We start from the raw sequence: 20,872 nt of genomic DNA, 5'->3' as shown, positions 1-20,872 counted from the left end.
GGCGGTCACAGGTAGGGATTCCGGGATTTGACCTGACACTCCGCGTTGCGAGGTTTACCACCGCTGCGCGCTCGATCGCAGCCTGCGGCAGCGGCTACAGTTCGGTGCGGAGCAAGCCGTTGCGCTAAGATTGCCGGCTTATCGTCTTTGTCCGGAATAACCTCGATGCCCAGCCTTGCCCCTGCCAGCCCCGTCCGGGGCTGGTCGTTCTGGTGGAAACCCGCCCTGTTCGTCCTGGTGGCGTGCGTCGGCCTCTACTTCGTCAAGTGGTCGCCCTACTACGCCAAGGCCTTTGTCGCCGCCGACAGCCACAGCATCGGCGCCTCGATCATCAACGATCAGCCTTCCTCGCCATTGAGCGCCGCCCTGGCCTACGCCCAGGTGTATTTCCTGGCGATCTGGAAAGCCGCGGTGCTGGCGGTGATCCTCGGTTCGCTGCTGCAAGTGCTGATCCCGCGGGACTGGCTGCTGCGCCTGTTCGGCCGCGCCGGTTTCGGCTCGACCCTGCGCGGCGGCCTGTTCGCCCTGCCGGGCATGATGTGTTCCTGCTGCGCCGCACCCGTGGCCGCCAGCATGCGCCGGCAGAATGTCTCGGTGGGCGCGGCGCTGGCCTTCTGGATCGCCAACCCGGTGCTCAACCCGGCGACCCTGGTGTTCATGGGTTTTGTCCTCGGCTGGGGCTTTACCGCGCTGCGCCTGGTGGCGGGTATCGTGCTGGTGCTGGGGGTGTCGCTGGTGGCCCAGCGCATCGCCCGTCCCGAGCAATTGCCGGAGGCGGCGGTGGAAGCCGTGGTCGAGGCCAGCGCGGCTAACGACGGCGCCTTCTTCAGCCGCTGGGCGCGCAGCTTGTGGCAGCTGTTCTGGAGCACCATTCCGATCTATGTGCTGGCAGTGCTGGTGCTGGGCGCGGCGCGGGTCTGGCTGTTCCCCCATGTCGAGGGCGCGATCGGCGACAGCCTGCTGTGGCTGGTGCCGCTGGCGATTGTCGGCACGCTGTTCGTGATTCCCACCGCCGCGGAAATCCCTATCGTGCAGACCATGATGGCCCTGGGCATGGGCACCGGCCCGGCGGTGGCCTTGCTGATGACCCTGCCGAGCATCAGCCTGCCGTCGCTGCTGATGCTGCGCAAGGATTTCGACACGCGGGTGCTGCTGACCGTCGCCGGGCTGACCATGCTGATTGGCGTGGTGTGCGGGTTGATTGGCGCGGCGTTGTTGTAACCCAAGGTTCGATGGCGTCCGCCTGGACGTCATCGCGGGCAAGCCTCGCTCCTACAGACGCTCACAGTCTTCTTCTGTAGGAGCGAAGCTTGCCCGCGATGGGGCCAAAGGCCCCCACCCTTCTACCGACTCAGCCCCGCTGGCTGGCCCGTTCGCGCAAATACTCCAGCACCGCCGCCTGCTCGCCGACGAACTCGATCCGCGCGCCTTTGCTTTCGCGCTGGAAGGCATACATCGGGTCGTAATACTCCTTGAGCAACCCTTCGATCCAGGCCCGGTGCAGGTCCACGCTGCCGCTGCGGGCCTGCTCGGCCAGGGCGGCCTCCAGCAGCTGGTACAGGCGCTGGTGACGCTCGCCTCCCAGGCGTTTGCGGATGTTGTTCAAGCTTTCCAGCAGGCGCTGGGAAAACCGCGCGAAGCCGTCCTCGCCATGCACCGCGACGAACTCCGCGCACAGGTCGATCACGTAGTCGCGCAGGATTCGCTCGATCCGCCCCTCCAGGCCATCTTCCAGCCAGACCATGGGAAAACGCTGCATGCCCTGGTACAGCGGCAACGGCAAGGCGCAGCTGCCGATCATGCGGTTTTCGTCTTCCAGCACAAAGCGGGCAATGCCACGGTCGCGCTTTTTCAGGATATCCACCGCCAGGCGGTTCTCGAAGTCGATGTTCGACGGCTGGCCGCTGGCGCGCTTGCCGAAACTGGAGCCGCGGTGGTTGGCGTGGCCTTCCAGGTCCAGGCCGTTGGCCAGTTGATGGAGCACCTCGGTCTTGCCGATGCCGGTCATGCCGCCGAGCAGGACAAAATCACACTCGGCCACAGCGCCCTCGAGGGTATCGAGCAGAAAGGTACGCATGGCCTTGTAGCCGCCGCCGACCCGCGGGTAGTCGATGCCGGCCTCGTCCTTGAGCCACTGCTGGACGATCTGCGAACGCAGACCGCCGCGAAAGCAGTACAGGTAACCATCGGGGTGGGCCCGGGCGAAGTCGGCCCAGGCCTGGATGCGCTCGGCCTTGATCGCCCCGGACACCAGTTGATGGCCGAGGACAATCGCCGCCTGCTGGCCCTGCTGCTTGTAGCAGGTGCCGACCCGCTGCCGTTCGTGGTCGGTCATCAGCGGCAGGTTGACCACGCCGGGAAAGGCGCCCTTGGTGAATTCGATCGGCGCGCGGGTGTCCATCATCGGCCGGTCGTTGAGGAAGATTTCGCGGTAGTCGGTGATATCGATGGGCATCAGATCACCTCGACCGCGTTGCTCTGTCGCTCCACCAGATCACCGATTGGCGCCAGTTCCAGGCCGAGTTCGGCGGCCAGCGCGAGGAAGGCCGCATTGCCCTCGGGCGTGACGGCGATCAGCAGCCCGCCGCTGGTCTGCGGGTCGCACAGCACCAGCTTGTGCAGGGCCTGGATACGCCCGAGCTTGTCGGCGTAGCTGTCGAAATTGCGCTGGGTGCCACCCGGTATGCAGCCCTGGTCCAGGTAGTACTCGACCCCGGGCAGGCGCGGCACCCGATCGTAGTGAATGCGCGCGGTCAGGTTGCTGCCGTCGGCCATTTCCACCAAGTGTCCGAGCAGGCCGAAACCGGTGACGTCGGTCATCGCGGTCACGCCGTCGAGCTTGCCGAAGCGGCTGCCGGGTTTGTTCAGGGTGCACATCCAGTCACGGGCCAGGCCGACGTCGGCGCTGCGCAACTTGCCCTTCTTCTCGGCCGTGGTCAGCACGCCGATGCCCAGGGGTTTGGTCAGGTACAGCAGGCAACCGGCGGTGGCGGTGTCGTTGCGCTTCATGTGGCGCTTTTCCACCAGGCCGGTGACGGCCAGGCCGAAGATCGGTTCCGGGGCGTCGATCGAATGGCCGCCGGCCAGGGGAATGCCAGCCGCGTCGCACACCGCGCGCCCGCCGCGAATCACCTCGCGGGCGACTTCCGGCGCCAGCACATTCACCGGCCAGCCGAGGATGGCGATGGCCATCAACGGGTCGCCACCCATGGCGTAGATGTCGCTGATGGCGTTGGTGGCGGCGATGCGCCCGAAGTCGAACGGGTCGTCGACGATCGGCATGAAGAAGTCGGTGGTCGAGACCACGCCGCGCTCTTCGTCGATGGCGTACACCGCAGCGTCATCGCGCGAGGCGTTGCCGACCCAGAGTTTCGGGTCGAGGTTCTGCGCGCCGCTGCCGGCCAGAATCACCTCCAGGACCTGGGGAGAAATCTTGCAACCGCAACCCGCACCGTGGCTGTACTGGGTCAGGCGAATCGGCTCGCTCATGGGGCACCTCTGGAAGTCGTGGAGCGGCGATTCTAGCAGAGCGCCCCAAGCAGAACGTCAAGCACCCTCTCCCTGCACTCCGGAACAAGCATCGAACGAACGCAGCCAGATAGTCAGCGAATACTCGACCCGAGGCGTCGAAGGTCGTTTGCCTCCATCACCTCGATGATTGAACGGGGGACCATCAGCCCTGTGCCAGGCGCCAGCGTCTTCGCCCTTTCTTCGCGCACAACGCCCAAACGCTGTGCAATGCACTGACCGAAAAGACAGCTTATTGGCAGGTTTCGCCTTTATTTCAATCAGCTACTTGAAGTTGGTACAGCATATGCAAACGTTTGCGAGGTCAGCCTAAGAGAGCTTTCGCCGCCAGTTCGGCCAAGCCGGGCCACTCGGGCTTCAGAACCGCACGAACAGGGATTTTCAATGCATCTACCTTCCACCCCTTCCGCGTCCCGCCACACCTTGGTTGTTTCCTTGCTACTAAGTGCCGTTACAGGACTACTCAGTACTGCCACCCTGGCGCAGGCCGACATCGTCGATAAGTCCGCCCAGGGCGAAGCCCTCAGCCCCGAAGCCAGCCCGCCGAAGAAAGGCCCCTACCTGTCGGACTGGTACAACCAGGACCTGACCCTGATCGGCAGCAAGGACATCAGTTTCGGCCCGCAGCCGGCCGACGATATCTACCTGGAGTACGAGTACTTCGGCCGCAAGGGGCCGTTCGAGCTGTACGGCTACATCGACATCCCGAAGATCTTCAACATCGGCAACAGCCATGACAAAGGCGTGTGGGACCACGGCTCGCCGGTGTTCATGGAGCACGAGCCGCGGATCTCCATCGACTACCTGGCCGGACGCAGCCTGGCCATCGGCCCGTTCAAGGAGTGGTACGTGGCCTTCGACTGGATCTACGACCACGGCAGCAACAGCGCCAACCGCGCCAATACCCTGTACAGCGGCCTGGGCACCGACATCGACACCCATTCGCGGGTCAACCTGTCGGCTAACTTCTACGGTCGCTACCAGTGGGAAAACTACGGCGCCAGCAATGAATACTCGTGGGACGGCTACCGGGCCCAGCTCAAGTACATAGTGCCCATCGACAAGTTCAGCAACGGCGCGTCGCTGACCTATATCGGCTTCACCAACTTCGATTTCGGCTCGGACCTGCACAAGGACAACCCGGCCCGCACCGCCAACGCCACGGTATCCACCAACGTATTGCTGTATTCCTTCACCCACCTGCGGTTCACTCTGGTCGGCCGTTACTTCCACAACGGCGGCAACTGGCAGGACGGCAGCGAGCTGAATTTCGGCGATGGCGATTTCCGCGCCCGGTCCAATGGCTGGGGTTACTACGCCGGCATCGGTTACCAGTTCTGATCACTCAAGCAATGGAGGCTTTCATGCACGCGATGACCCGTCTTTCCCTTTCCGTGGGCCTGGCCTGCGGCGCCCTGCTCGCTTCGACCGCCTGGGCCGCCGAGGCCCCGGCGACCCTGATCAAACCCAAGGTGATGCTGATCACAATGTTCGCCCCCGAGGCCCAGCACTGGATCGAGCGCCTGGAGTTGAAGCAGGAAGTGCGCGTACCGGGCCTGTCGGCGGAGTACCCGGCGATACGTTGCAATACCAAGGACGTTTGCCTGCTGGTCACCGGCATGGGCCAGACCAACGCCGCGGCCTCGACCCTGGCCCTGGCGCTGTCGCCGAAATTCGACCTGCGCAAAAGCTATTTCCTGGTCGCCGGGATCGCCGGCATCAGCCCTAAACACGGCACCATAGGCACCGCTGCCTGGGCCCATTACCTGGTGGAATTCGGTACCCAGTGGGAACTGGATTCGCGGGACGCGCCCAAGGACTGGCCGACCGGCTACCTGGGTATCAACACCAAGGGGCCGAACGAGAAACCGCCGCTGGACTACAAGACCGAAGTCTTCGAACTCAACCCGAAACTCCAGGCCAAGGCCTTCGCCCTGTCACGTCGGGTGAGCCTGAGCGAAAGCAAGGAATCGGCGGCCTGGCGCCTCAAGTACCCGGCGGCCCCGGCCAACCAGCCACCGGTAGTGACCCAGTGCGACACCCTGGCGGGCAACACCTGGTTCTCCGGCACGCGCCTGAGCGAGCGGGCCGAGGTCTGGACCCGCCTGCTGACCGACAACAAGGGCGAGTACTGCACTACCCAGCAGGAAGACAACTCGACCTACGAGGCCCTGCTGCGCGCCAGCCGCGAAGGCCGGGTGGACGTGCAGCGGCTGGCGGTGGTCCGCGCCGGCTCCGATTTCGACCGCCCCGAGCCGGGCGGCAGCGAAGTCGACAACCTGCTCAAGTACGCCGACCAGGGCGGTTTCGTCCCGGCCCTGGAAAACCTCTATCGCACCGGTAATCCGCTGGTGCAGGACATCCTGAAGAACTGGTCGGCGTGGGAGAAAGGCGTGCCGGAGGCGTAAGCGCATAACGCCTGCGACTTTGGTTATGAGGTTGTCTGGGCTGACGCCGTCGCAAGCAAGGCCCAGACACGACACAGGCCCCAACCTGTAGCCGCTGCCGCAGGCTGCGATAGGTCCGAAGGACCTCAACATAGGCTCCGAAGGGCCTCGGCGAACTCAAGATCGCCACGACCCTTCGGGTCGATCGCAGCCTTCGGCAGCGGCTACAACAGATAGGTACAAGACGCCCGCCCTTACGGCAACAGAATCACCTTCTCGCCACTGCCCCGATTCACCTCGTGATAACGCTCGACGCCCTGCTCCAGCGGCGCTTCGAACAGCCCCTGCGGCAATGGCAACAACCCTTCATCGAAGAACCGGCCGAATTGCTCGAGCATGGCCGCGCAGGCCTGCACGCCGTACAGCAGCGAGTTGATCCCGACCACCGAACCGCCCTTGCGGTACAGGCCCAGGGCCGGCAATTGCACATGGCCGTCCACCGGCGCGGCGATGATGGCGATGCGGCCGAACGGCGCCAGGGCCGCGACCGAGGCTGGTAGCCAGAAGCCGGTGGTGTCGAAGATCACCTCGGCGCCGCCGGCGAACACGGCGTTGACCTGGGCCCCGAGGTCTTCCGGCCGGTCCAGCTGCAGGGTCTGGAACCCCTGCGCCTGCAAGGCCTTGACCTGCTCCGGGCGCCGCGCGGCGGCCAGCACCTGGGCTCCGCGGATCTTCGCCAGGGCCAGGGCGGCGCTGCCCACCGCCCCGCCGCCAATCACCAGCAAGGTGGTGCCGGCGCCCACTCCGCTGCGCTCCAGGGCATCCCAGGCGGTGGTATAAGGCACGCCCAGGCTGGCGGCCTGGGCGAAGCTCAGGTGAGCCGGCTTATGCGCCACGCCCTTGGCCGACAGCACCACGTACTGGGCATGGGAGCCGTCCGCGTAGAACCCCAGCTCCTTGCCGGTGCCCCAGACCTCCTGCCCCACCAGCTCCCGGGGCCCGTCCACCACCACCCCGGCAAAATCCCGCCCGGGAATACGTGGCAAGGTGGTGTAGGGAAAACGCCCGAGCACGTTCTTCACGTCGCTGGGGTTGAGGCCGGCGGCCTTGATCTGCACCAGCACCTGATCGGCCGCCGGCACCGGGGTCGGCACCTCGACGTAGCGCAGCGACGAGAGATCGCCGGTCTTGGAAAATTGCAGGGCGTGCATAAGCGCCTCCATGAACAGGAATAAATAAAAGGATCGAAAGCCTCAGGACAACCAGTTGCTCACCAGCTGCCGGCCCATGGGCCACAGCTGTTCGCCGGCAAGCATGCCGAGCAGCCCGACCAGGGCGATGGCCGGCGGCGCCGGCGAGCGAAAGTTCAGGGCGCCATAAAGCAGGCCGACGCCGAGGCCGATGGCGAGGGAGATGAGGTAATGCATGATGAACTCCGGGCAGTGCGCCGCGCCTGGGCGGCGACGATTGGGCATGCCGGGAGTGTAGGGAGCGAAAACCTGCGCAACCGGCCAAGCACTTCAGGATTTCGGCCAATCTGTGGGTATGAACTTGTAGGAGCGAGCGGGCGGCGATCCGACTTGCCCGCGATGGCCCCGACACGGAATGTCTGGCATACCGCGTTATCGTTCATCGCGAGCAAGCTTCGCTCCTACGGGATTGCAGCGCACACACAATGGATGCCTGTCCGCCAAGCCCCGTAGCCGCTGCCGAGCCCCGCGAGGCTGCGATCGCCTGCACAGCAGGCGCAAAGCCTGAGAATGCAGTGGGTCTGGATAAACGCGGTGGCCCGGTCACAGCCTCGCGGAGCTCGGCAGCGGCTACAGGGATGATTGGCGCTCAGGCACGGGCTTCTCCGGCCGCGTATTGCGACGGTGCCAGCCCCAGCTCGCGGCGGAACATGTCGCTGAAGCTGCCGGGGGAATACCCCAGCTCGCGGGCGATGGTGCTGACCGGCACGCCCTGGATCAGCTCGGCCGCGGCCGTGGCCAGTTGCACCTGGCGGCGCCATTCGGCGAAGCCCATGCCCAGGCCGTCCTTGAACAGCCGCGCCAGGGTGCGCACGCTGGCGCCCGCCGCCTCGGCATGGCGCTCGAAGGGAATGTCCAGGGAAGGCGCGGCCATCACCGCCTGGCAAAGGCTGACCAGGCGCCGGTCGGAACTGTCCGGCAGCAGGATCTTCAGCTGCGAGCGCCGGGCCCGCTTGAGTTCCAGCAGGGCCAGGTTCACCAGCGCATCGTAGTACTCCGGCTGCGGCGCTCCCTCATGCTCCACCAGACGCACGATCAGCTCGCGCAGCAGGTTGTCCACCTGCAACACCTGCACCTGGCTGTCGAGGGTCGCCGCCAGGCACGGGCGCAAATAGATATTGCGCATCTGCAGGTCGGTGACCACGCGGATCCCATGGGACACGCCCGGCGGCAGCCACACTGCCCGCTGCGGCGGCACCACCAGCGCCTCGTTCGGCGTCTCGACCCACATCACCCCGCTCATGGCATACAGCAACTGCCCCCAGGCATGTTCGTGGGGCTCGATGAACAGGCCACGCGGATAGGTGCGCGCCAGGGGTTGCACCGGCACATCGGTATCACTGAGGTCGGGAGGTGCGGCAAGGGCCATGGCCGGCATCGTCGTCAAGCAGGGGATGCCCATGGTAACCCCACCGATCCGCCTGGAAAACCGCGGCAAAACATCCGGACAGGCACCGCAGCGCCAGGCAATGACCCGTTCGGATACTCACCCGACCACTGTCCGACCGCTGATACCCTTGCTCGACAATCCGAGTGAATTTTTTACGGCCTGCGCGGGTCACTAAACCATCACAGGGAGGATTGATAGCTTTATGAACAACGCAAAACTTTTCGTCATCGAGTACAGCCTGCACGGCGCCCCCAAGTCCTTCATCATCCGCTCGGAGAAGATGGACAACGCCGAGGCGTGGCACTGGGCAAGCTGTGACGCCGGGATCGGCCGCATCGGCCGTTTTGGCCTGGAGCGGGTGAAGAAGACCAGCAAGCCCCAGGCGGAAAAATTCGGTATCGAGAACGTCACCTGGCGCCCGTCGACCTGATCCAGCCGAGGCCTTGGGAGTACGCCGTGGCACGCCACGGCCGTTGGATGATCGAGCCATGCCGACCGCGCCACCTGCAACTGGATCGACGCTCGCAAACAGGACGCTCGCAACTGGAAAGTGGAGCCCTGAGCGGCTCCACTGCTTTTCCACCCGACAACTTCAACCCGTCAGTGGTGCGCGCCCTTGGCGCAATCGCAGCCTTCGGTAGAGGTGCAGGGTTCGCCGTTGGCGTGGTGGCTGGCGCAGGCCTGGCAGCAGTAGTGCTTGCCGTGACGCACGATGGCATGGGCGCCGACCTTGCAGGTACAGCCCGGGCAGGCACAAGTCTGGTTGGACATGGGGTGACTCCTTTGTGGTGGTCGTCGACGACGCGATGCTGGCCGCGTCTCTAGCAGTGTAGTGGCTGCCTGTCGCCGCCATTGACCCCTGGTCGCGGCGGCTTCAGTTCCAGCCTTCCAGGCGCAAGGTCGCCCGCACCAGGCGCTGCTCCTCGTTTTCGATTTCCCGCAGGTTGTCGCAGATACCCTGGATATGGGCGATGGCGGCCTTGCGCGCCTGCTCCGGCAGGCGCCCGGTGACGGCGTTGTAGAGCCGCGCGTGCTGGCGGTCGATCTGCCGCTTCTGCGCCTGGCGGTGATAGAGGTTGTTGACCGAGGCGAACACCGAGTTGAGCAGCAGGTCGGTCAGCGAGCGCAGGGTCTGCACCAGCACCGGGTTGTGCGAGGCCTCGCAGATCGCCAGGTGGAAAGCGTGATCCAGCCGCGCATGGGCCGAGGCCTCCAGCTCCTGGTCGTGGGCGTCCAGCAGCGCCTGATAGGCGCGGCCGATCAGCACGAAATCGGCATCGGTGCCGCGCAACGCCGCCAGCCGCGCCGACTCGCCTTCCAGCAGGCTGCGCACTTCGAACAGGTCGTACAGGGTGCGCGGCTGGGAGCTGAACAGATGCATCAACGCCGAGGTCGCGCCCTGCCCCGACAACTGGGCGACAAAGGAGCCCTTGCCCTGTTCGGTTTCGATGATGCCCCGCGCCCGCAACAGCTTCAGGCCTTCGCGCAATGCCGTGCGCGACACCCCGAGCTTTTCCGTGAGCCGCCGCTCCGAGGGCAGCAGCTGGCCGGTCTTCAATACGCCGTCGACGATCAGGCGCTCGATGCGCTCACAGACCACATCCGCCACCTGATGCCGCCCCGAATCGCTTCTGTCCATGCGCCCTCCACTGGTATGACCAGCCATGAAGAAAAAACCCGATCAAACGGATCGTCAGGCTAGTCCACTGAAATGCTTAAGTTTTTATAAAAAACCCGGCATCGCTGGCGAAACAAACTGGTTCGACCAGTCTCCGGCCCCGTGGACAGTAAGGCCAGCCGGGCCAATGATGCAACTGAGCGGCCCGCCCCTGCCGACCGCCAAATAAAAACAACTCAGGGTCATTAGCCACCCATGAATATCCTCTACGACGAACGCGTCGACGGCGCGCTGCCCCCCGTCGACAAAACGGCACTGCTCGAAGTACTGCGCCAGCGCCTGCCCGACCTGGACCTCCTGCACCAGACCGAAGACCTCAAACCCTACGAATGCGACGGCCTCTCGGCCTACCGCACCACGCCTATGCTGGTGGCCCTGCCGCGGCATATCGAGCAGGTGCAGGAACTGCTGCGGATCTGCCATGAACGCCGCGTGCCGGTGGTTGCCCGGGGTGCCGGTACCGGCCTGTCCGGCGGCGCCCTGCCCCTGGAGCAAGGGGTATTGCTGGTGATGGCACGCTTCAACCAGATCCTGCATATCGACCCCGCCGCCCGCACCGCGCGGGTCCAGCCCGGAGTGCGCAACCTGGCGATCTCCCAGGCCGCCGCGCCGTTCGGCCTGTATTACGCCCCCGACCCGTCCTCGCAGATCGCCTGTTCCATCGGCGGCAACGTCGCGGAAAACGCCGGCGGCGTGCACTGCCTGAAATACGGCCTGACCGTGCACAACCTGCTCAAGGTGGAGATCCTCAGCGTCGAAGGCGAACGCCTGACCCTGGGCAGCGACGCCCTGGATGCGCCGGGCTTCGACCTGCTGGCGTTGTTCACCGGCTCCGAAGGCCTGCTCGGGATCATCACCGAAGTCACGGTCAAGCTGCTGCCCAAGCCGCAACTGGCCAAGGTACTGCTGGCGGCCTTCGACTCGGTGGAAAAAGCCGGCCACGCGGTGGCCGATATCATCGCCGCCGGCATCATTCCCGGCGGCCTGGAAATGATGGACAACCTGGCGATCCGCGCCGCCGAAGACTTCATTCACGCCGGCTACCCGGTGGACGCCGAGGCCATCCTGCTGTGCGAACTGGACGGCGTCGAAGCCGATGTCCACGACGACTGCGACCGGGTCCGCGCGGTGCTCGAACGGGCCGGTGCCACCGAGGTCCGCCAGGCCCGGGACGAAGCCGAGCGGGTGCGTTTCTGGGCCGGGCGCAAGAACGCCTTCCCGGCGGTGGGCCGGCTGTCGCCGGACTACTACTGCATGGACGGCACCATCCCGCGCCGCGCACTGCCGGGGGTGCTCAAGGCCATCGCCGCGTTGTCCGCCGAATACCAGCTGCGGGTGGCCAACGTGTTCCATGCCGGCGACGGCAACATGCACCCGTTGATCCTGTTCGATGCCAACCAGCCCGGCGAACTGGACCGCGCTGAAGCCCTGGGCGGCAAGATCCTCGAGCTGTGCGTCGCGGTCGGCGGCAGCATCACCGGCGAACACGGGGTCGGCCGGGAGAAAATCAACCAGATGTGCGCCCAGTTCAACAGCGACGAGCTGACCCTGTTCCACGCGGTCAAGGCGGCCTTCGACCCCGGCGGCCTGCTCAACCCCGGCAAGAACATCCCGACCCTGCACCGCTGCGCCGAATTCGGCGCCATGCATGTGCACGCCGGGCAACTGCCCTTCCCCGAGCTGGAGCGTTTCTGATGACGGCACACGCGGATAACGACGCCAGCGGCGCACTGCTGGAACAAGTCGGGCAGGCGCTGGCCGACGGCACGCCGCTGCTGATCCAGGGCGGCAACAGCAAGGCCTTTCTCGGCCGCATGACTGCCGGCGAGGTGCTCGACACCCGCGCCCATCGCGGCATCGTCAGCTACGACCCGACCGAGCTGGTGGTGACAGTTCGTGCCGGCACGCCGCTTGCGGAACTGCTGGCCGCGCTGGACGCCGCCGGGCAGATGCTGGCCTGCGAACCGCCGGCCTTCGGCGACGGCGCCACCGTCGGCGGCATGGTCGCCGCCGGCTTGTCCGGCCCACGGCGGCCCTGGGCCGGCTCGGTGCGCGACTTCGTGCTCGGCAGCCGGGTGATCACCGGCACCGGCAAGCTCCTGCGCTTTGGCGGCGAGGTGATGAAAAACGTCGCCGGCTACGACCTCTCGCGCTTGCTGGTGGGCAGCTACGGGTGCCTCGGGGTGCTTACCGAGGTGTCGCTCAAGGTCCTGCCGAAACCCCGCCAGTGCCTCAGCCTGAGCCTGGAAATGGACAGCGCCAAGGCCCTGGCCCGACTCGCCGACTGGGGCCAGCAACCGCTGCCCATCAGCGCCGCCAGCCATGACGGCCAGTGCCTGCACCTGCGCCTGGAAGGCGGCGAAGGTTCGGTGGCCGCGGCCCGCGATCGCCTGGGGGGCGAGCCCTTGGCCGCCGATTACTGGGCCGACCTCAACGAGCAACGCCTGGCGTTCTTCGACGAAGGCCTGCCGCTGTGGCGCCTGTCGCTGCCCAATAACACCGGCCCTCTGGAGCTGCCCGGCCAGCAGTTCACCGATTGGGCCGGCGCCCAGCGCTGGCTGAAATCCGCGGCACCCGCGGAGCGCATCCGCAGCCTGGTCGAGCGTGTCGGCGGCCACGCCACCTGCTACAGCCACGGCCTGGTGGACAGCCCGTTCCAGCCGCTGCCGGCGGTGCTGCTGCGCTACCACCGCCAGCTCAAGGCGCAACTGGACCCGCAAGGGATCTTCAACCCCGGCCGGCTCTACGCCGAGCTCTGAACGGAGACCCGAAGCATGCAAACCACCCTGAGCGAACAGGCACGCCAGCTGCCCCGCGCCGCGGAGGCCGAGAGCATCCTGCGCACCTGTGTGCATTGCGGTTTCTGCAACGCCACCTGCCCCACCTATCAACTGCTGGGGGACGAACTGGACGGGCCGCGGGGACGCATCTACCTGATCAAGCAGGTGCTGGAAGGCCATGAAGCCACGGCCAAGACCCAGCTGCACCTGGACCGCTGCCTGTCGTGCCGCAACTGCGAAACCACCTGCCCGTCCGGGGTGGATTACCACAACCTGCTGGACATCGGCCGCGCCGTGGTCGATGCCGCCGTCCCCCGCCCCCTCGGCCAGCGCCTGTTGCGCCAGGGCCTGCGCGCCCTGGCGCCGAACCCGGCGCTGTTCAAGGCGCTGATCGGCACCGGCGCCACCTTGCGCCCCTGGCTGCCCGAGGCCGTGCAGGGCAAGCTGCCGCGCCAGGTACAGCCGGCCAAGGCGCGTCCGGCCACGGCCCACGCGCGGCGTGTCTTGCTGTTGGAAGGTTGCGTGCAGGCGAGCCTGTCGCCCAACACCAACGCGGCGACGGCGCGGGTCCTCGACCGCCTGGGCATCGCCGTGGAGCCGGTGGCCGAGGCCGGCTGCTGTGGCGCCGTGGATTACCACCTGGACGCGCAGGAGGCTGGCCTGGAACGGGCCCGGCGCAATATCGACGCCTGGTGGCCGCACCTGGAAAACAGCGCCGAAGCCCTGGTGCAGACCGCCAGCGGTTGCGGCGCCTTTATCAAGGATTACGGCCACCTGCTGGCCCACGACCCGCGGTATGCCGCCCGCGCCGAGCGAATCAGCGCCCTGGCCCGGGACCTGGTGGAAGTGCTGCGCGACGAACCGCTGGAACAGCTGCACGCCCACAGCGACCAGCGCCTGGCCTTCCACTGCCCGTGCAGCCTGCAGCACGCGCAGAAACTCGGCGGCGCGGTGGAGGCGGTGCTCAAGCGCCTGGGCTTCGAACTCACCGAGGTGCCCGACAGCCACCTATGCTGTGGTTCGGCAGGCACCTACTCGCTGACCCAGCCCGAGCTGGCGCGGCAACTGCGGGACAACAAGCTCAACGCCCTGGAAAGCGGTCGGCCCGAGGTCATAGTCACCGCCAATATCGGCTGCCAGACCCACCTCGACGGTGCCGGGCGCACCCCGGTGCGGCACTGGATCGAACTGGTCGAGGCCGCCCTGCCGCCCCTGGATTCTTCCCATCAACCAGTTACCCCTTGAAAGGAGCACGCCATGCACAGCAAAGCCATCCTGGGCCATCGCGAAGTCCAGCGCATTCTTATCGCCGCGCGGGACGAGGCCGAGCGCAACCAGTGGCCGGTGAGCATCGCCATAGTCGACGACGGCGGCCACCCGCTGGCCCTCGAACGCCTGGACGGCGCCTCGCCGATCAGCGCCTATATCGCCGTGGAAAAGGCCCGCACCGCGGCCCTCGGCCGGCGCGAGTCCAAGGGTTATGAAGAGATGGTCAACGGCGGACGCACGGCGTTTCTCTCGGCGCCGCTGCTGACTTCACTGGAAGGTGGCGTACCCGTGGTGTTCGACGGCCAGGTGATCGGCGCCGTCGGCGTGTCCGGGGTCAAGTCCGGGGAAGATGCCCAGGTGGCGCTGTTCGCCGCCCAGGCATTGGATTGAAGATCGGGACCGCTGCGCGGTCCATCGCGAGCAAGCTTCGCTCCTACAGAAGCGGGCCTACACCACCAACTGCGCGATCAGCCAGGCGTTGGCGCCGCTGATAATGGCGAACAGGCTCCAGACGAGGACGCGGGTCGGCCAGCGGTTGACGAACACGCCCATCAACTGCGGGTCGCTGGTCATGCGGATCAACGGGTACAAGGCGAACGGCAGTTGCAGGCTGAGCACCACCTGGCTCAGCACCAACAACTGGCCGACCGCGCCGTCGCCCATCAGCCACACGCCGACGAAGGCCGGCACCAGCGCCAGGCCGCGGGTGATCAGGCGGCGCTGCCAGCACGGCAGGCGCAGGTTGAGGTAGCCCTCCATGATCACCTGGCCGGCGATGGTGCCGGTGAAGGTCGAACTCTGCCCCGACGCCAGCAAGGCCACGCCGAACAGCACGCTGGCCAGCGCCCCGCCCACCAGCGGATCGAGCAGGTGATAGGCGTCCTGCAGCTCCACCACCTCGGTGTGCCCGGTGCCATGGAAGGCCGCGGCGGCGAGGATCAGGATCGCCGCGTTGACCAGCAACGCCAACGCCAGGGAACCGATCGTGTCGATGCGCGCCAGCTTGATCGCATCGCGCCGGCTGGCCTCGTCCTGGCCCACCAGGCGGGTCTGCACGATGGAGGTGTGCAGGTACAGGTTATGGGGCATCACGGTGGCGCCGAGGATGCCGATCGCCAGGTACAGCAGCGCCGCCTCGCTGATCGCCGCCAGCGATGGCGTGAAGCCTCGCGCCACGTCCGGCCAGTAGGGTTTGATCAACAGCAGCTCGACGAAAAAGCACAGGCCGATGGTGCCCACCAGCACCAGCATGATCGCCTCCAGGCGGCGGAAGCCGCGGTTCTGCAAGGCGAGAATCAACAGGGTGTCGAAGGCAGTGATGACAATCCCGGTGGTCAGCGAAACGCCGAGCAACAGGTGGAACGCCAGGGCACAACCCAGGACCTCGGCAAGGTCGGTGGCGATGATCGACACCTCCGCCAGCAGCCACTGGGTACGCGCCGTGCGGGTGCTGTAGCGCTGCCGGCAAAGCTGCGCCAGGTCGCGCCCGGTGGCGATGCCCAGGCGCGAGCACAGGCACTGCACGGCCATGCCCGCGAAGCTCGCCAGCAGCACCACGAACAGCAGGTTGTAGCCATAACGCGAGCCGGCCTCGATGGCGGTGGCCCAGTTTCCCGGGTCCATGTAGCCGATGGAAATCAGCAGGCCGGGACCGGCGAAGCGCAGGATGCGCTTGAACAACGGCGCCGTGGGATCGACAACGATGGTGCCGGCGACTTCCGGCGGGCAGAAAGGTGCGGTACCGATTTTCGGGAGAGTGAATTTCACGCGAGCATCCGGAAGGCTGGAACGGTGGCCCAGCTTAGACGTTTCAGCGAACCGGCCCAAGCCTTGATAGCGCCCTGCCCCGGCCTTTTGCCGCCTTGCTTCTGTAGGAGCGAAGCTTGCTCGCGATAGCGGCCTATCAGTCACCACCACAGATGAGCCGCCCCCCTTTTCCCCAACCATCGCGCACCGACCGACCGCTCCTACAGCACCAGCATTTTCAGGCATGATGCGCAGCAGCCACCCTCGGAGCAGCGCCATGAACACTCCAGCCCACCCCACTGTCGCCCTGGCGATGCGTTCGTATTCCGGGCAGGTCGAGCTGCACGATCACGATTTTCCGCAGATCGTGCTGCCGCAGTCGGGGGCGATGGAAATCGAGGTGGACGGCCGTGGCGGCAAGGTCGACGCCAGCCAGGGCGTGGTGATTGCGCCAGGCGCCCGGCATAGCTTCCTGGCCGAGCGCCGTAATACCTTTCTGGTGCTCGACCTGGATAGCCCCGGCGGCGAGCCGTCTCTGGCCGATACCCGCTTCTTCGCCATCGACCCGCAGATCCGCCACCTGCTCGGCTACGCCAGCCACAGCGGCGCCTTGCTCAACGCCTCCAGCCCGGTCGCCAGCGCCTGGAGCGCCCTGTTGCTGGCCTGCCTCGCCCGCCCGACGCCAAGCGCGCCGCAGCGCCAGGCGCTGGCGCGGGCCCTGGCCCATATCGAGCAGCACCTGGGCAGCCCGCTGAGCGCCCGCGCCATCGCCCAGGCCGCGGGGGTCAGCGAGCGCAGCCTGTATCTGCTGTTCGAGCGGGACATGCACAGCACGCCTTTCGCCTACATTTCGACCCTGCGCCTGGACCGCGCCATCGACCTGCTCGGCCGTACCCTGCTGCCCATCAGCGAGATCGCCCAGCGGGTCGGCTACGCCGATCAGAGCGCCCTGACCCACGCGTTGAAGAAGGCGCGCAACCAGACCCCGGCGGCCCTGCGCAAGGCCGCTCGCGACGCCCAGGCGCAGGCTGCGACAAGAGTTCGGCAGGCCTGATCAATACCGCCGTCGCGGCGGCTTCTATGCTGGCCACACCGCCCTTGCCTCGGTGTGCCTATGACCGCCATCCACTCAACCCGCTTCGCCCCCTCCCGCAGCGGGACCGCCACCACCATCGGCGTGATCGCGGTGTTTCTCTGGTCATGCCTGGCGCTGCTGACCACCCTCACCGCCGGCATTCCCCCCTTCCAGTTGCTGGCCCTGAGCTTTGCCGTGGCCTGCGGCGCCAGCCTGGTATTGCTCGGCTTGCGGGGGCGCGCCGGTTTTCGTGGCTGGCGCCAGCCCTGGCCGGTGTGGGCCCTGGGGTTCGGCGGGATCTTTGCCTACCACGCGCTGTATTTCTTCGCCCTGAAAGCCGCGCCGGCCGCCGAGGCCAGCCTGATCGCCTACCTCTGGCCGTTGCTGATCGTCCTGCTGGCGGCCAGGGCCGGCGGCGAACCGCTGCGCGGCCGGCAACTGACTGGCGCCTTGCTGGGGCTGGCCGGCACCGCGTTCATCATGCAGCAGCGCGCTGCCAGCCAGGTCGGCGCGATGCCGATGGCGGGTTACCTGGCGGCGTTCGGCTGCGCCCTGGTGTGGTCCGGCTACTCGGTGCTCAACCGCCGTTTCAGCAGCGTGCCCAGCAGCCTGATCGGCGGCATCTGCGGGCTGGTGGCGCTGGCCGGGGCGCTCTGCCACCTGATGTTCGAAAGCCCGGTGCAACCGGACCTCAAGCAATGGCTGGCGATCATCGGCCTGGGGCTGGGTCCGGTCGGCCTGGCCTTCTTCGCCTGGGACCACGCCACCAAGCACGGCAACCTGGCCACGCTCGGCGCGCTGTCGTACCTGGCGCCGTTGATCTCCACCCTGCTGCTGATCGTCATCGGGCAAAGCCCGGCCAGTGGGTGGCTACTGGTGCCGGCGTTGCTGATCATCGCCGGGGCGGTGCTGGCGACTTCGGGGGCCCGTTCCGCCCAGGGTTGAGGAGCGTCCGATAAGCGCCACGAAGCCCACTCCCGCGCCCTTTTATCCGAAATTTCGCGCCACCGCATATCCCGCTGGAGTGCCCCGCGACAGCCATGGGAAGATGCGCGCCCCCAACGCGTTCACTCTGGAGAATCTGCATGTCCCTGTTCGGTAAACACGCCGCGGTCCTGGTCCTGGCGGCGCTGGCCGGTTTCAGCGCCCTGGACGTGTCCGCGGCCCAGCCGACGAACAACAAGGCCAAGGTCGAGACCGTCTCGATGCTCGGCGGCAAGTTCAAGTTCAGCCTGCCCAAGGGTTTCATCGCCAACCCGCTGCCGGCCGGCGACGAAGCCAGCGGCACCGCCGGCGCCACCGGCACGATGTACACCAACGCCAGCACCAAGACCGTGGTCATCGCCGCACAGAACCTGATCCCCGATGCGGTGCAGGCCAAGGACAACGACGCGCAGTTCCTCGACAGCGCGGTCTCGGGTTTCCTCTCGCAACAGGCGGCGGCCCTGCCGGATTTCAGCAAGCAGAGCGAAAAAAGCATGACCCGCGGCGGCCTCGGCCTGCGCCAGATCGACAGCACCGCGACCCAGGGCGGCGGCATGACCCAGAGCTCCACCCTGCTCGCCGGCTCCGGCAACCGCATGGCGGTGGTGCAGGTGATTTCGCGGATCAACGACAAGGCCAATCACGACAAGCTGGTCAGCCAGATCGTCGGCAAGTAAGCCCTCAGGAACCCACAGCGACAACGGCCGCTACGGGTTCATTGGACTCAGGGATTGAGGCTGAGCAACCAGCGGTTCAGGTCCTGGAGTTCGGTGTCGCTGATGGTATGGCCGATGCCCGGGTAGGCATGGAATTGCGGGGCCAGGCCCAGCCCGCGCAACAGGCTGTCGGCGTCGGAGCCGTCGCTGTAAGGCAGGCGCATATCCGCGGTGCCATGGGCGATGAAGATCGCCAGCCGCTCCAGGCCCGCGCCGCTCTTGAGCTGCGAGCGCAGCACCGGCAGGATCTTCCCGCTCAGCGCCGCAATCCCACGGACCGCCTGGGGATGGCGCAGGCCCAGCTCGTAGGACATGATCGCGCCCTGGCTGAAGCCCACCAGGAATACCCGGTCGGTGCGGGTGCGGTACTTGGCGACCGCCTGCCGCACGAACTCGTCGATCAGCTTCGCACCGTCGGCCAGCTCGGCGGTCACCCCGTCATAAGCCCCTTCACCCTGCTTGTGAAACCACTGGTAACTGCCCTCTTCCACAGTCTGCGGCGCCCGCACCGAAAGGTAGGTGTAATCCGCCGGCAGCCCGTCCTTGAGGCCGAACAGGTCCTCTTCGTTGCTGCCGTAGCCGTGGAGAAAAATCACCAGGGGCCGGTCGCGGGAGTCGGCCGGGGCCTGTTCCAGATAGAGCAGTGGCAGGTCGTCGTGCAGCACCGTCTGCGCCTGGACGCTGGCGCAAACACTTAGCAGCAACAAGGCCAGAAACTTGAACATGGGACGTCCTTGCGGGTGGGCAGGCCAGGCTGTGTGGCCGGGCCTGCAATCAGGGAAAACCCTCGACCGTCATCGGCGGCGAGCGCCTTTCAATCGTTGGTCAGCTTGCCGCTGCGGATCGGCTCGCGGCCGGCGACCTTGGCCTGCCAGATGCCCGGCTCGGTGTAGCGGCTGCGGTCCAGGGCGAACAGCACGCCGCTGGTGGCGGCGCGCACCTGGGTGACGATGTCGTTCAGCGGGTCGACCACCTCGAAGATCGCATCGCCCCGCTCCACCCACTCGCCAGCCTCGCGCAGGAAACTGACCACCCCATGGTGCGGGGCGAACAGGTATTGGGTGCCTTCGAACGGCATGCCCTCGCAACAGGCGTCCGGGGTGGCCGGCCAGTGGCCGTCGATAAACCCCTGCTCGGCGAGAAAGCCGAGGATCGCCTCGCAGTTGGCCTGGGCCTGTTCGACCCGGGTGTCGCCCATGCTGCCCAGCTCCAGGGTGGTGGCGAGGTTGGCCGGCGGAATGGCCGCCCGCGGGAAGTCGCGGGCCAGGCGCAGCCAGGGCGTGGAACAGGACTCGTCGAACGAGCTGCCGCCGGAATCTTCGCAGAGCAGCGCCACGCCGGCCTTCAGGCGCGCGGCCAGGGACTGCCACTGCGGCCAGTGCTGGGGCAACGCATACAGATGGATCGCCGCTTCGAAGTCGCAGTGCAGGTCGAGGGTGATGTCGGCGTCGCAGGCATGGCGCAGCAGCAGGCGTTGCAGGGCTTGCAGTTGCGAAGCCGGGGCCGGCAGGCGGTCGAGGACTTCGCCCATGGTCTGGCGGATCAAGGCGACGTTGGCCGCGGCATCGCTACCCAGGCGGTCACCGATCAGGTCGCCCACCGGGCCGCTGAGTTCGACGAAGGCGCGGTTGAAATTCTTCCCGCTGCCGCTTTCGAAACGCCCCAGGTGGCTGCTTTGCAGGTGCTGGTCGAGGCCGATGGGGTTGGCCACCGGCACCAGTTCGATCACGCCCTTGAGCTGCCCCTGGGCTTCCAGTTCGCTCAGGCGTTTTTTCAGTTCCCAGGCGGTGCGCATGCCCGGCAGCTCGTCGGCGTGCAGGCTGGCCTGGATATAGACCTTGCGGCTGCCGCTGCCAAAACGGAACACGCTGAGCTGGCGCTGGGTGCCCAGGTGGCTCCAGGGCAGGGAATGGTCGATGCGTTGCATGAAGGGCTCCGGAAGAAAAATGGAGTTCGGCGGGGGCCGTAGCCTGAGGCATTTGCGCGGTCATTGGAAGGTCGCGGCCATCCAGGCGCCCCACCCTCACTCGAACTCGCGCCCACAAAAAAGGCGGCGCCGTCTTCACGGT

At 66.6% G+C, this 20,872-nt stretch carries 22 protein-coding genes; 12 read left to right on the top strand and 10 right to left on the bottom strand.

Annotated features, from left to right (window positions below; all coding sequences use genetic code 11):
* Positions 1 to 165 precede the first annotated feature (165 nt).
* Entirely contained in the window at positions 166 to 1,221 is a 1,056-nt protein-coding gene (locus tag J4D52_RS15925; protein ID WP_102677229.1) for a permease, read from the top strand.
* Positions 1,222 to 1,351: 130 nt separating this feature from the next.
* Here the strand turns inward: J4D52_RS15925 and mnmH are convergent, their stop codons facing one another.
* Together mnmH and selD are read right to left on the bottom strand one after the other, a co-directional pair.
* Positions 1,352 to 2,455: a tRNA 2-selenouridine(34) synthase MnmH gene (mnmH, locus tag J4D52_RS15920; protein ID WP_102677230.1), complete on the bottom strand. Its 1,104-nt coding sequence runs from the start codon at positions 2,453 to 2,455 to the stop codon at positions 1,352 to 1,354.
* Entirely contained in the window at positions 2,455 to 3,489 is a 1,035-nt protein-coding gene (selD, locus tag J4D52_RS15915; RefSeq protein ID WP_102677231.1) for a selenide, water dikinase SelD, read from the bottom strand. The genes mnmH and selD overlap by 1 nt, the downstream gene beginning before the upstream one ends.
* A 423-nt stretch (positions 3,490 to 3,912) precedes the next feature.
* On the opposite strand from selD, the gene J4D52_RS15910 reads away from it, so the two are divergent.
* Positions 3,913 to 4,869 carry a nucleoside-specific channel-forming protein Tsx gene (locus tag J4D52_RS15910; RefSeq protein ID WP_025804066.1) on the top strand — a complete coding sequence of 319 codons (957 nt, stop codon included), beginning with the start codon at positions 3,913 to 3,915 and terminating at the stop codon, positions 4,867 to 4,869.
* A gap of 23 nt (positions 4,870 to 4,892) precedes the next feature.
* Entirely contained in the window at positions 4,893 to 5,936 is a 1,044-nt protein-coding gene (locus J4D52_RS15905; RefSeq protein WP_102677232.1) for a purine nucleoside permease, read from the top strand.
* A gap of 233 nt (positions 5,937 to 6,169) precedes the next feature.
* Here J4D52_RS15905 and J4D52_RS15900 read toward each other — a convergent pair whose 3' ends face one another.
* The 3 genes from J4D52_RS15900 to J4D52_RS15890 form a co-directional block, all read right to left on the bottom strand.
* Positions 6,170 to 7,126, bottom strand: a complete 957-nt coding sequence (locus tag J4D52_RS15900; protein ID WP_102677233.1) for a zinc-binding alcohol dehydrogenase family protein — start codon at positions 7,124 to 7,126, stop codon at positions 6,170 to 6,172.
* A gap of 42 nt (positions 7,127 to 7,168) precedes the next feature.
* Positions 7,169 to 7,342 (bottom strand): DUF1427 family protein, encoded by a 174-nt coding sequence (locus J4D52_RS15895; RefSeq protein WP_007930748.1) that lies wholly within the window; start codon positions 7,340 to 7,342, stop codon positions 7,169 to 7,171.
* 412 nt (positions 7,343 to 7,754) lie between these two features.
* Complete coding sequence (locus tag J4D52_RS15890) at positions 7,755 to 8,534, bottom strand: helix-turn-helix transcriptional regulator (protein ID WP_025804069.1); 780 nt, start codon at positions 8,532 to 8,534, stop codon at positions 7,755 to 7,757.
* Here J4D52_RS15890 and J4D52_RS15885 point away from each other — a divergent pair.
* Both J4D52_RS15885 and J4D52_RS15880 read left to right on the top strand, forming a co-directional pair.
* Complete coding sequence (locus J4D52_RS15885) at positions 8,533 to 8,730, top strand: hypothetical protein (RefSeq protein ID WP_102677234.1); 198 nt, start codon at positions 8,533 to 8,535, stop codon at positions 8,728 to 8,730. The genes J4D52_RS15890 and J4D52_RS15885 overlap by 2 nt on opposite strands.
* Before the next feature lie 27 nt (positions 8,731 to 8,757).
* Positions 8,758 to 8,985, top strand: a complete 228-nt coding sequence (locus tag J4D52_RS15880; protein WP_102677235.1) for a DUF6555 family protein — start codon at positions 8,758 to 8,760, stop codon at positions 8,983 to 8,985.
* A 170-nt stretch (positions 8,986 to 9,155) separates the two neighbouring features.
* Here the strand turns inward: J4D52_RS15880 and J4D52_RS15875 are convergent, their stop codons facing one another.
* Both J4D52_RS15875 and glcC read right to left on the bottom strand, forming a co-directional pair.
* Positions 9,156 to 9,326, bottom strand: a complete 171-nt coding sequence (locus J4D52_RS15875) for a metallothionein (protein ID WP_009048207.1) — start codon at positions 9,324 to 9,326, stop codon at positions 9,156 to 9,158.
* A gap of 103 nt (positions 9,327 to 9,429) precedes the next feature.
* On the bottom strand, positions 9,430 to 10,194 hold the full coding sequence (gene glcC / locus J4D52_RS15870; protein ID WP_063429528.1) for a transcriptional regulator GlcC: 765 nt from the start codon (positions 10,192 to 10,194) through the stop codon (positions 9,430 to 9,432).
* Positions 10,195 to 10,428: 234 nt separating this feature from the next.
* On the opposite strand from glcC, the gene glcD reads away from it, so the two are divergent.
* Genes glcD through J4D52_RS15850 form a run of 4 tightly spaced genes read left to right on the top strand, consistent with a single transcriptional unit; the run spans position 10,429 to position 14,672 of the window.
* A complete protein-coding gene (glcD, locus tag J4D52_RS15865) occupies positions 10,429 to 11,928 on the top strand; it encodes a glycolate oxidase subunit GlcD (protein ID WP_063429526.1) in 1,500 nt (499 codons plus the stop codon).
* Positions 11,928 to 12,992, top strand: a complete 1,065-nt coding sequence (gene glcE, locus J4D52_RS15860) for a glycolate oxidase subunit GlcE (protein WP_102677236.1) — start codon at positions 11,928 to 11,930, stop codon at positions 12,990 to 12,992. Before glcD ends, glcE begins: the two co-directional genes overlap by 1 nt.
* Positions 12,993 to 13,007: 15 nt before the next feature.
* Positions 13,008 to 14,258: a glycolate oxidase subunit GlcF gene (gene glcF / locus J4D52_RS15855; RefSeq protein ID WP_063429518.1), complete on the top strand. Its 1,251-nt coding sequence runs from the start codon at positions 13,008 to 13,010 to the stop codon at positions 14,256 to 14,258.
* A 12-nt stretch (positions 14,259 to 14,270) separates the two neighbouring features.
* On the top strand, positions 14,271 to 14,672 hold the full coding sequence (locus J4D52_RS15850) for a heme-binding protein (RefSeq protein ID WP_009048202.1): 402 nt from the start codon (positions 14,271 to 14,273) through the stop codon (positions 14,670 to 14,672).
* A 57-nt stretch (positions 14,673 to 14,729) separates the two neighbouring features.
* Here the strand turns inward: J4D52_RS15850 and J4D52_RS15845 are convergent, their stop codons facing one another.
* Complete coding sequence (locus J4D52_RS15845; RefSeq protein WP_102677237.1) at positions 14,730 to 16,049, bottom strand: Nramp family divalent metal transporter; 1,320 nt, start codon at positions 16,047 to 16,049, stop codon at positions 14,730 to 14,732.
* A gap of 256 nt (positions 16,050 to 16,305) precedes the next feature.
* On the opposite strand from J4D52_RS15845, the gene J4D52_RS15840 reads away from it, so the two are divergent.
* The 3 genes from J4D52_RS15840 (at position 16,306) to J4D52_RS15830 (ending at position 18,764) form a co-directional block, all read left to right on the top strand.
* The gene (locus J4D52_RS15840; protein ID WP_063429508.1) at positions 16,306 to 17,082 is read left to right on the top strand and encodes an AraC family transcriptional regulator; all 777 of its coding nucleotides are present in this window, start codon (positions 16,306 to 16,308) and stop codon (positions 17,080 to 17,082) included.
* Positions 17,083 to 17,142: 60 nt separating this feature from the next.
* Complete coding sequence (locus tag J4D52_RS15835; protein ID WP_025804078.1) at positions 17,143 to 18,048, top strand: DMT family transporter; 906 nt, start codon at positions 17,143 to 17,145, stop codon at positions 18,046 to 18,048.
* Positions 18,049 to 18,188: 140 nt separating this feature from the next.
* Complete coding sequence (locus J4D52_RS15830) at positions 18,189 to 18,764, top strand: hypothetical protein (RefSeq protein ID WP_025804079.1); 576 nt, start codon at positions 18,189 to 18,191, stop codon at positions 18,762 to 18,764.
* Positions 18,765 to 18,811: 47 nt separating this feature from the next.
* Here the strand turns inward: J4D52_RS15830 and J4D52_RS15825 are convergent, their stop codons facing one another.
* Together J4D52_RS15825 and J4D52_RS15820 are read right to left on the bottom strand one after the other, a co-directional pair.
* Positions 18,812 to 19,528, bottom strand: a complete 717-nt coding sequence (locus tag J4D52_RS15825; protein WP_025804080.1) for an alpha/beta hydrolase — start codon at positions 19,526 to 19,528, stop codon at positions 18,812 to 18,814.
* 89 nt (positions 19,529 to 19,617) lie between these two features.
* Positions 19,618 to 20,730: a succinylglutamate desuccinylase/aspartoacylase family protein gene (locus J4D52_RS15820; protein WP_025804081.1), complete on the bottom strand. Its 1,113-nt coding sequence runs from the start codon at positions 20,728 to 20,730 to the stop codon at positions 19,618 to 19,620.
* Positions 20,731 to 20,872 lie beyond the last annotated feature (142 nt).

The sequence above is a fragment of the Pseudomonas sp. GW460-12-10-14-TSB1 genome (assembly GCF_017349775.1).
Classification (GTDB): Bacteria; Pseudomonadota; Gammaproteobacteria; order Pseudomonadales; family Pseudomonadaceae; genus Aquipseudomonas; species Aquipseudomonas piscium.
This window is presented reverse-complemented; position numbering and strand designations above follow the sequence as displayed.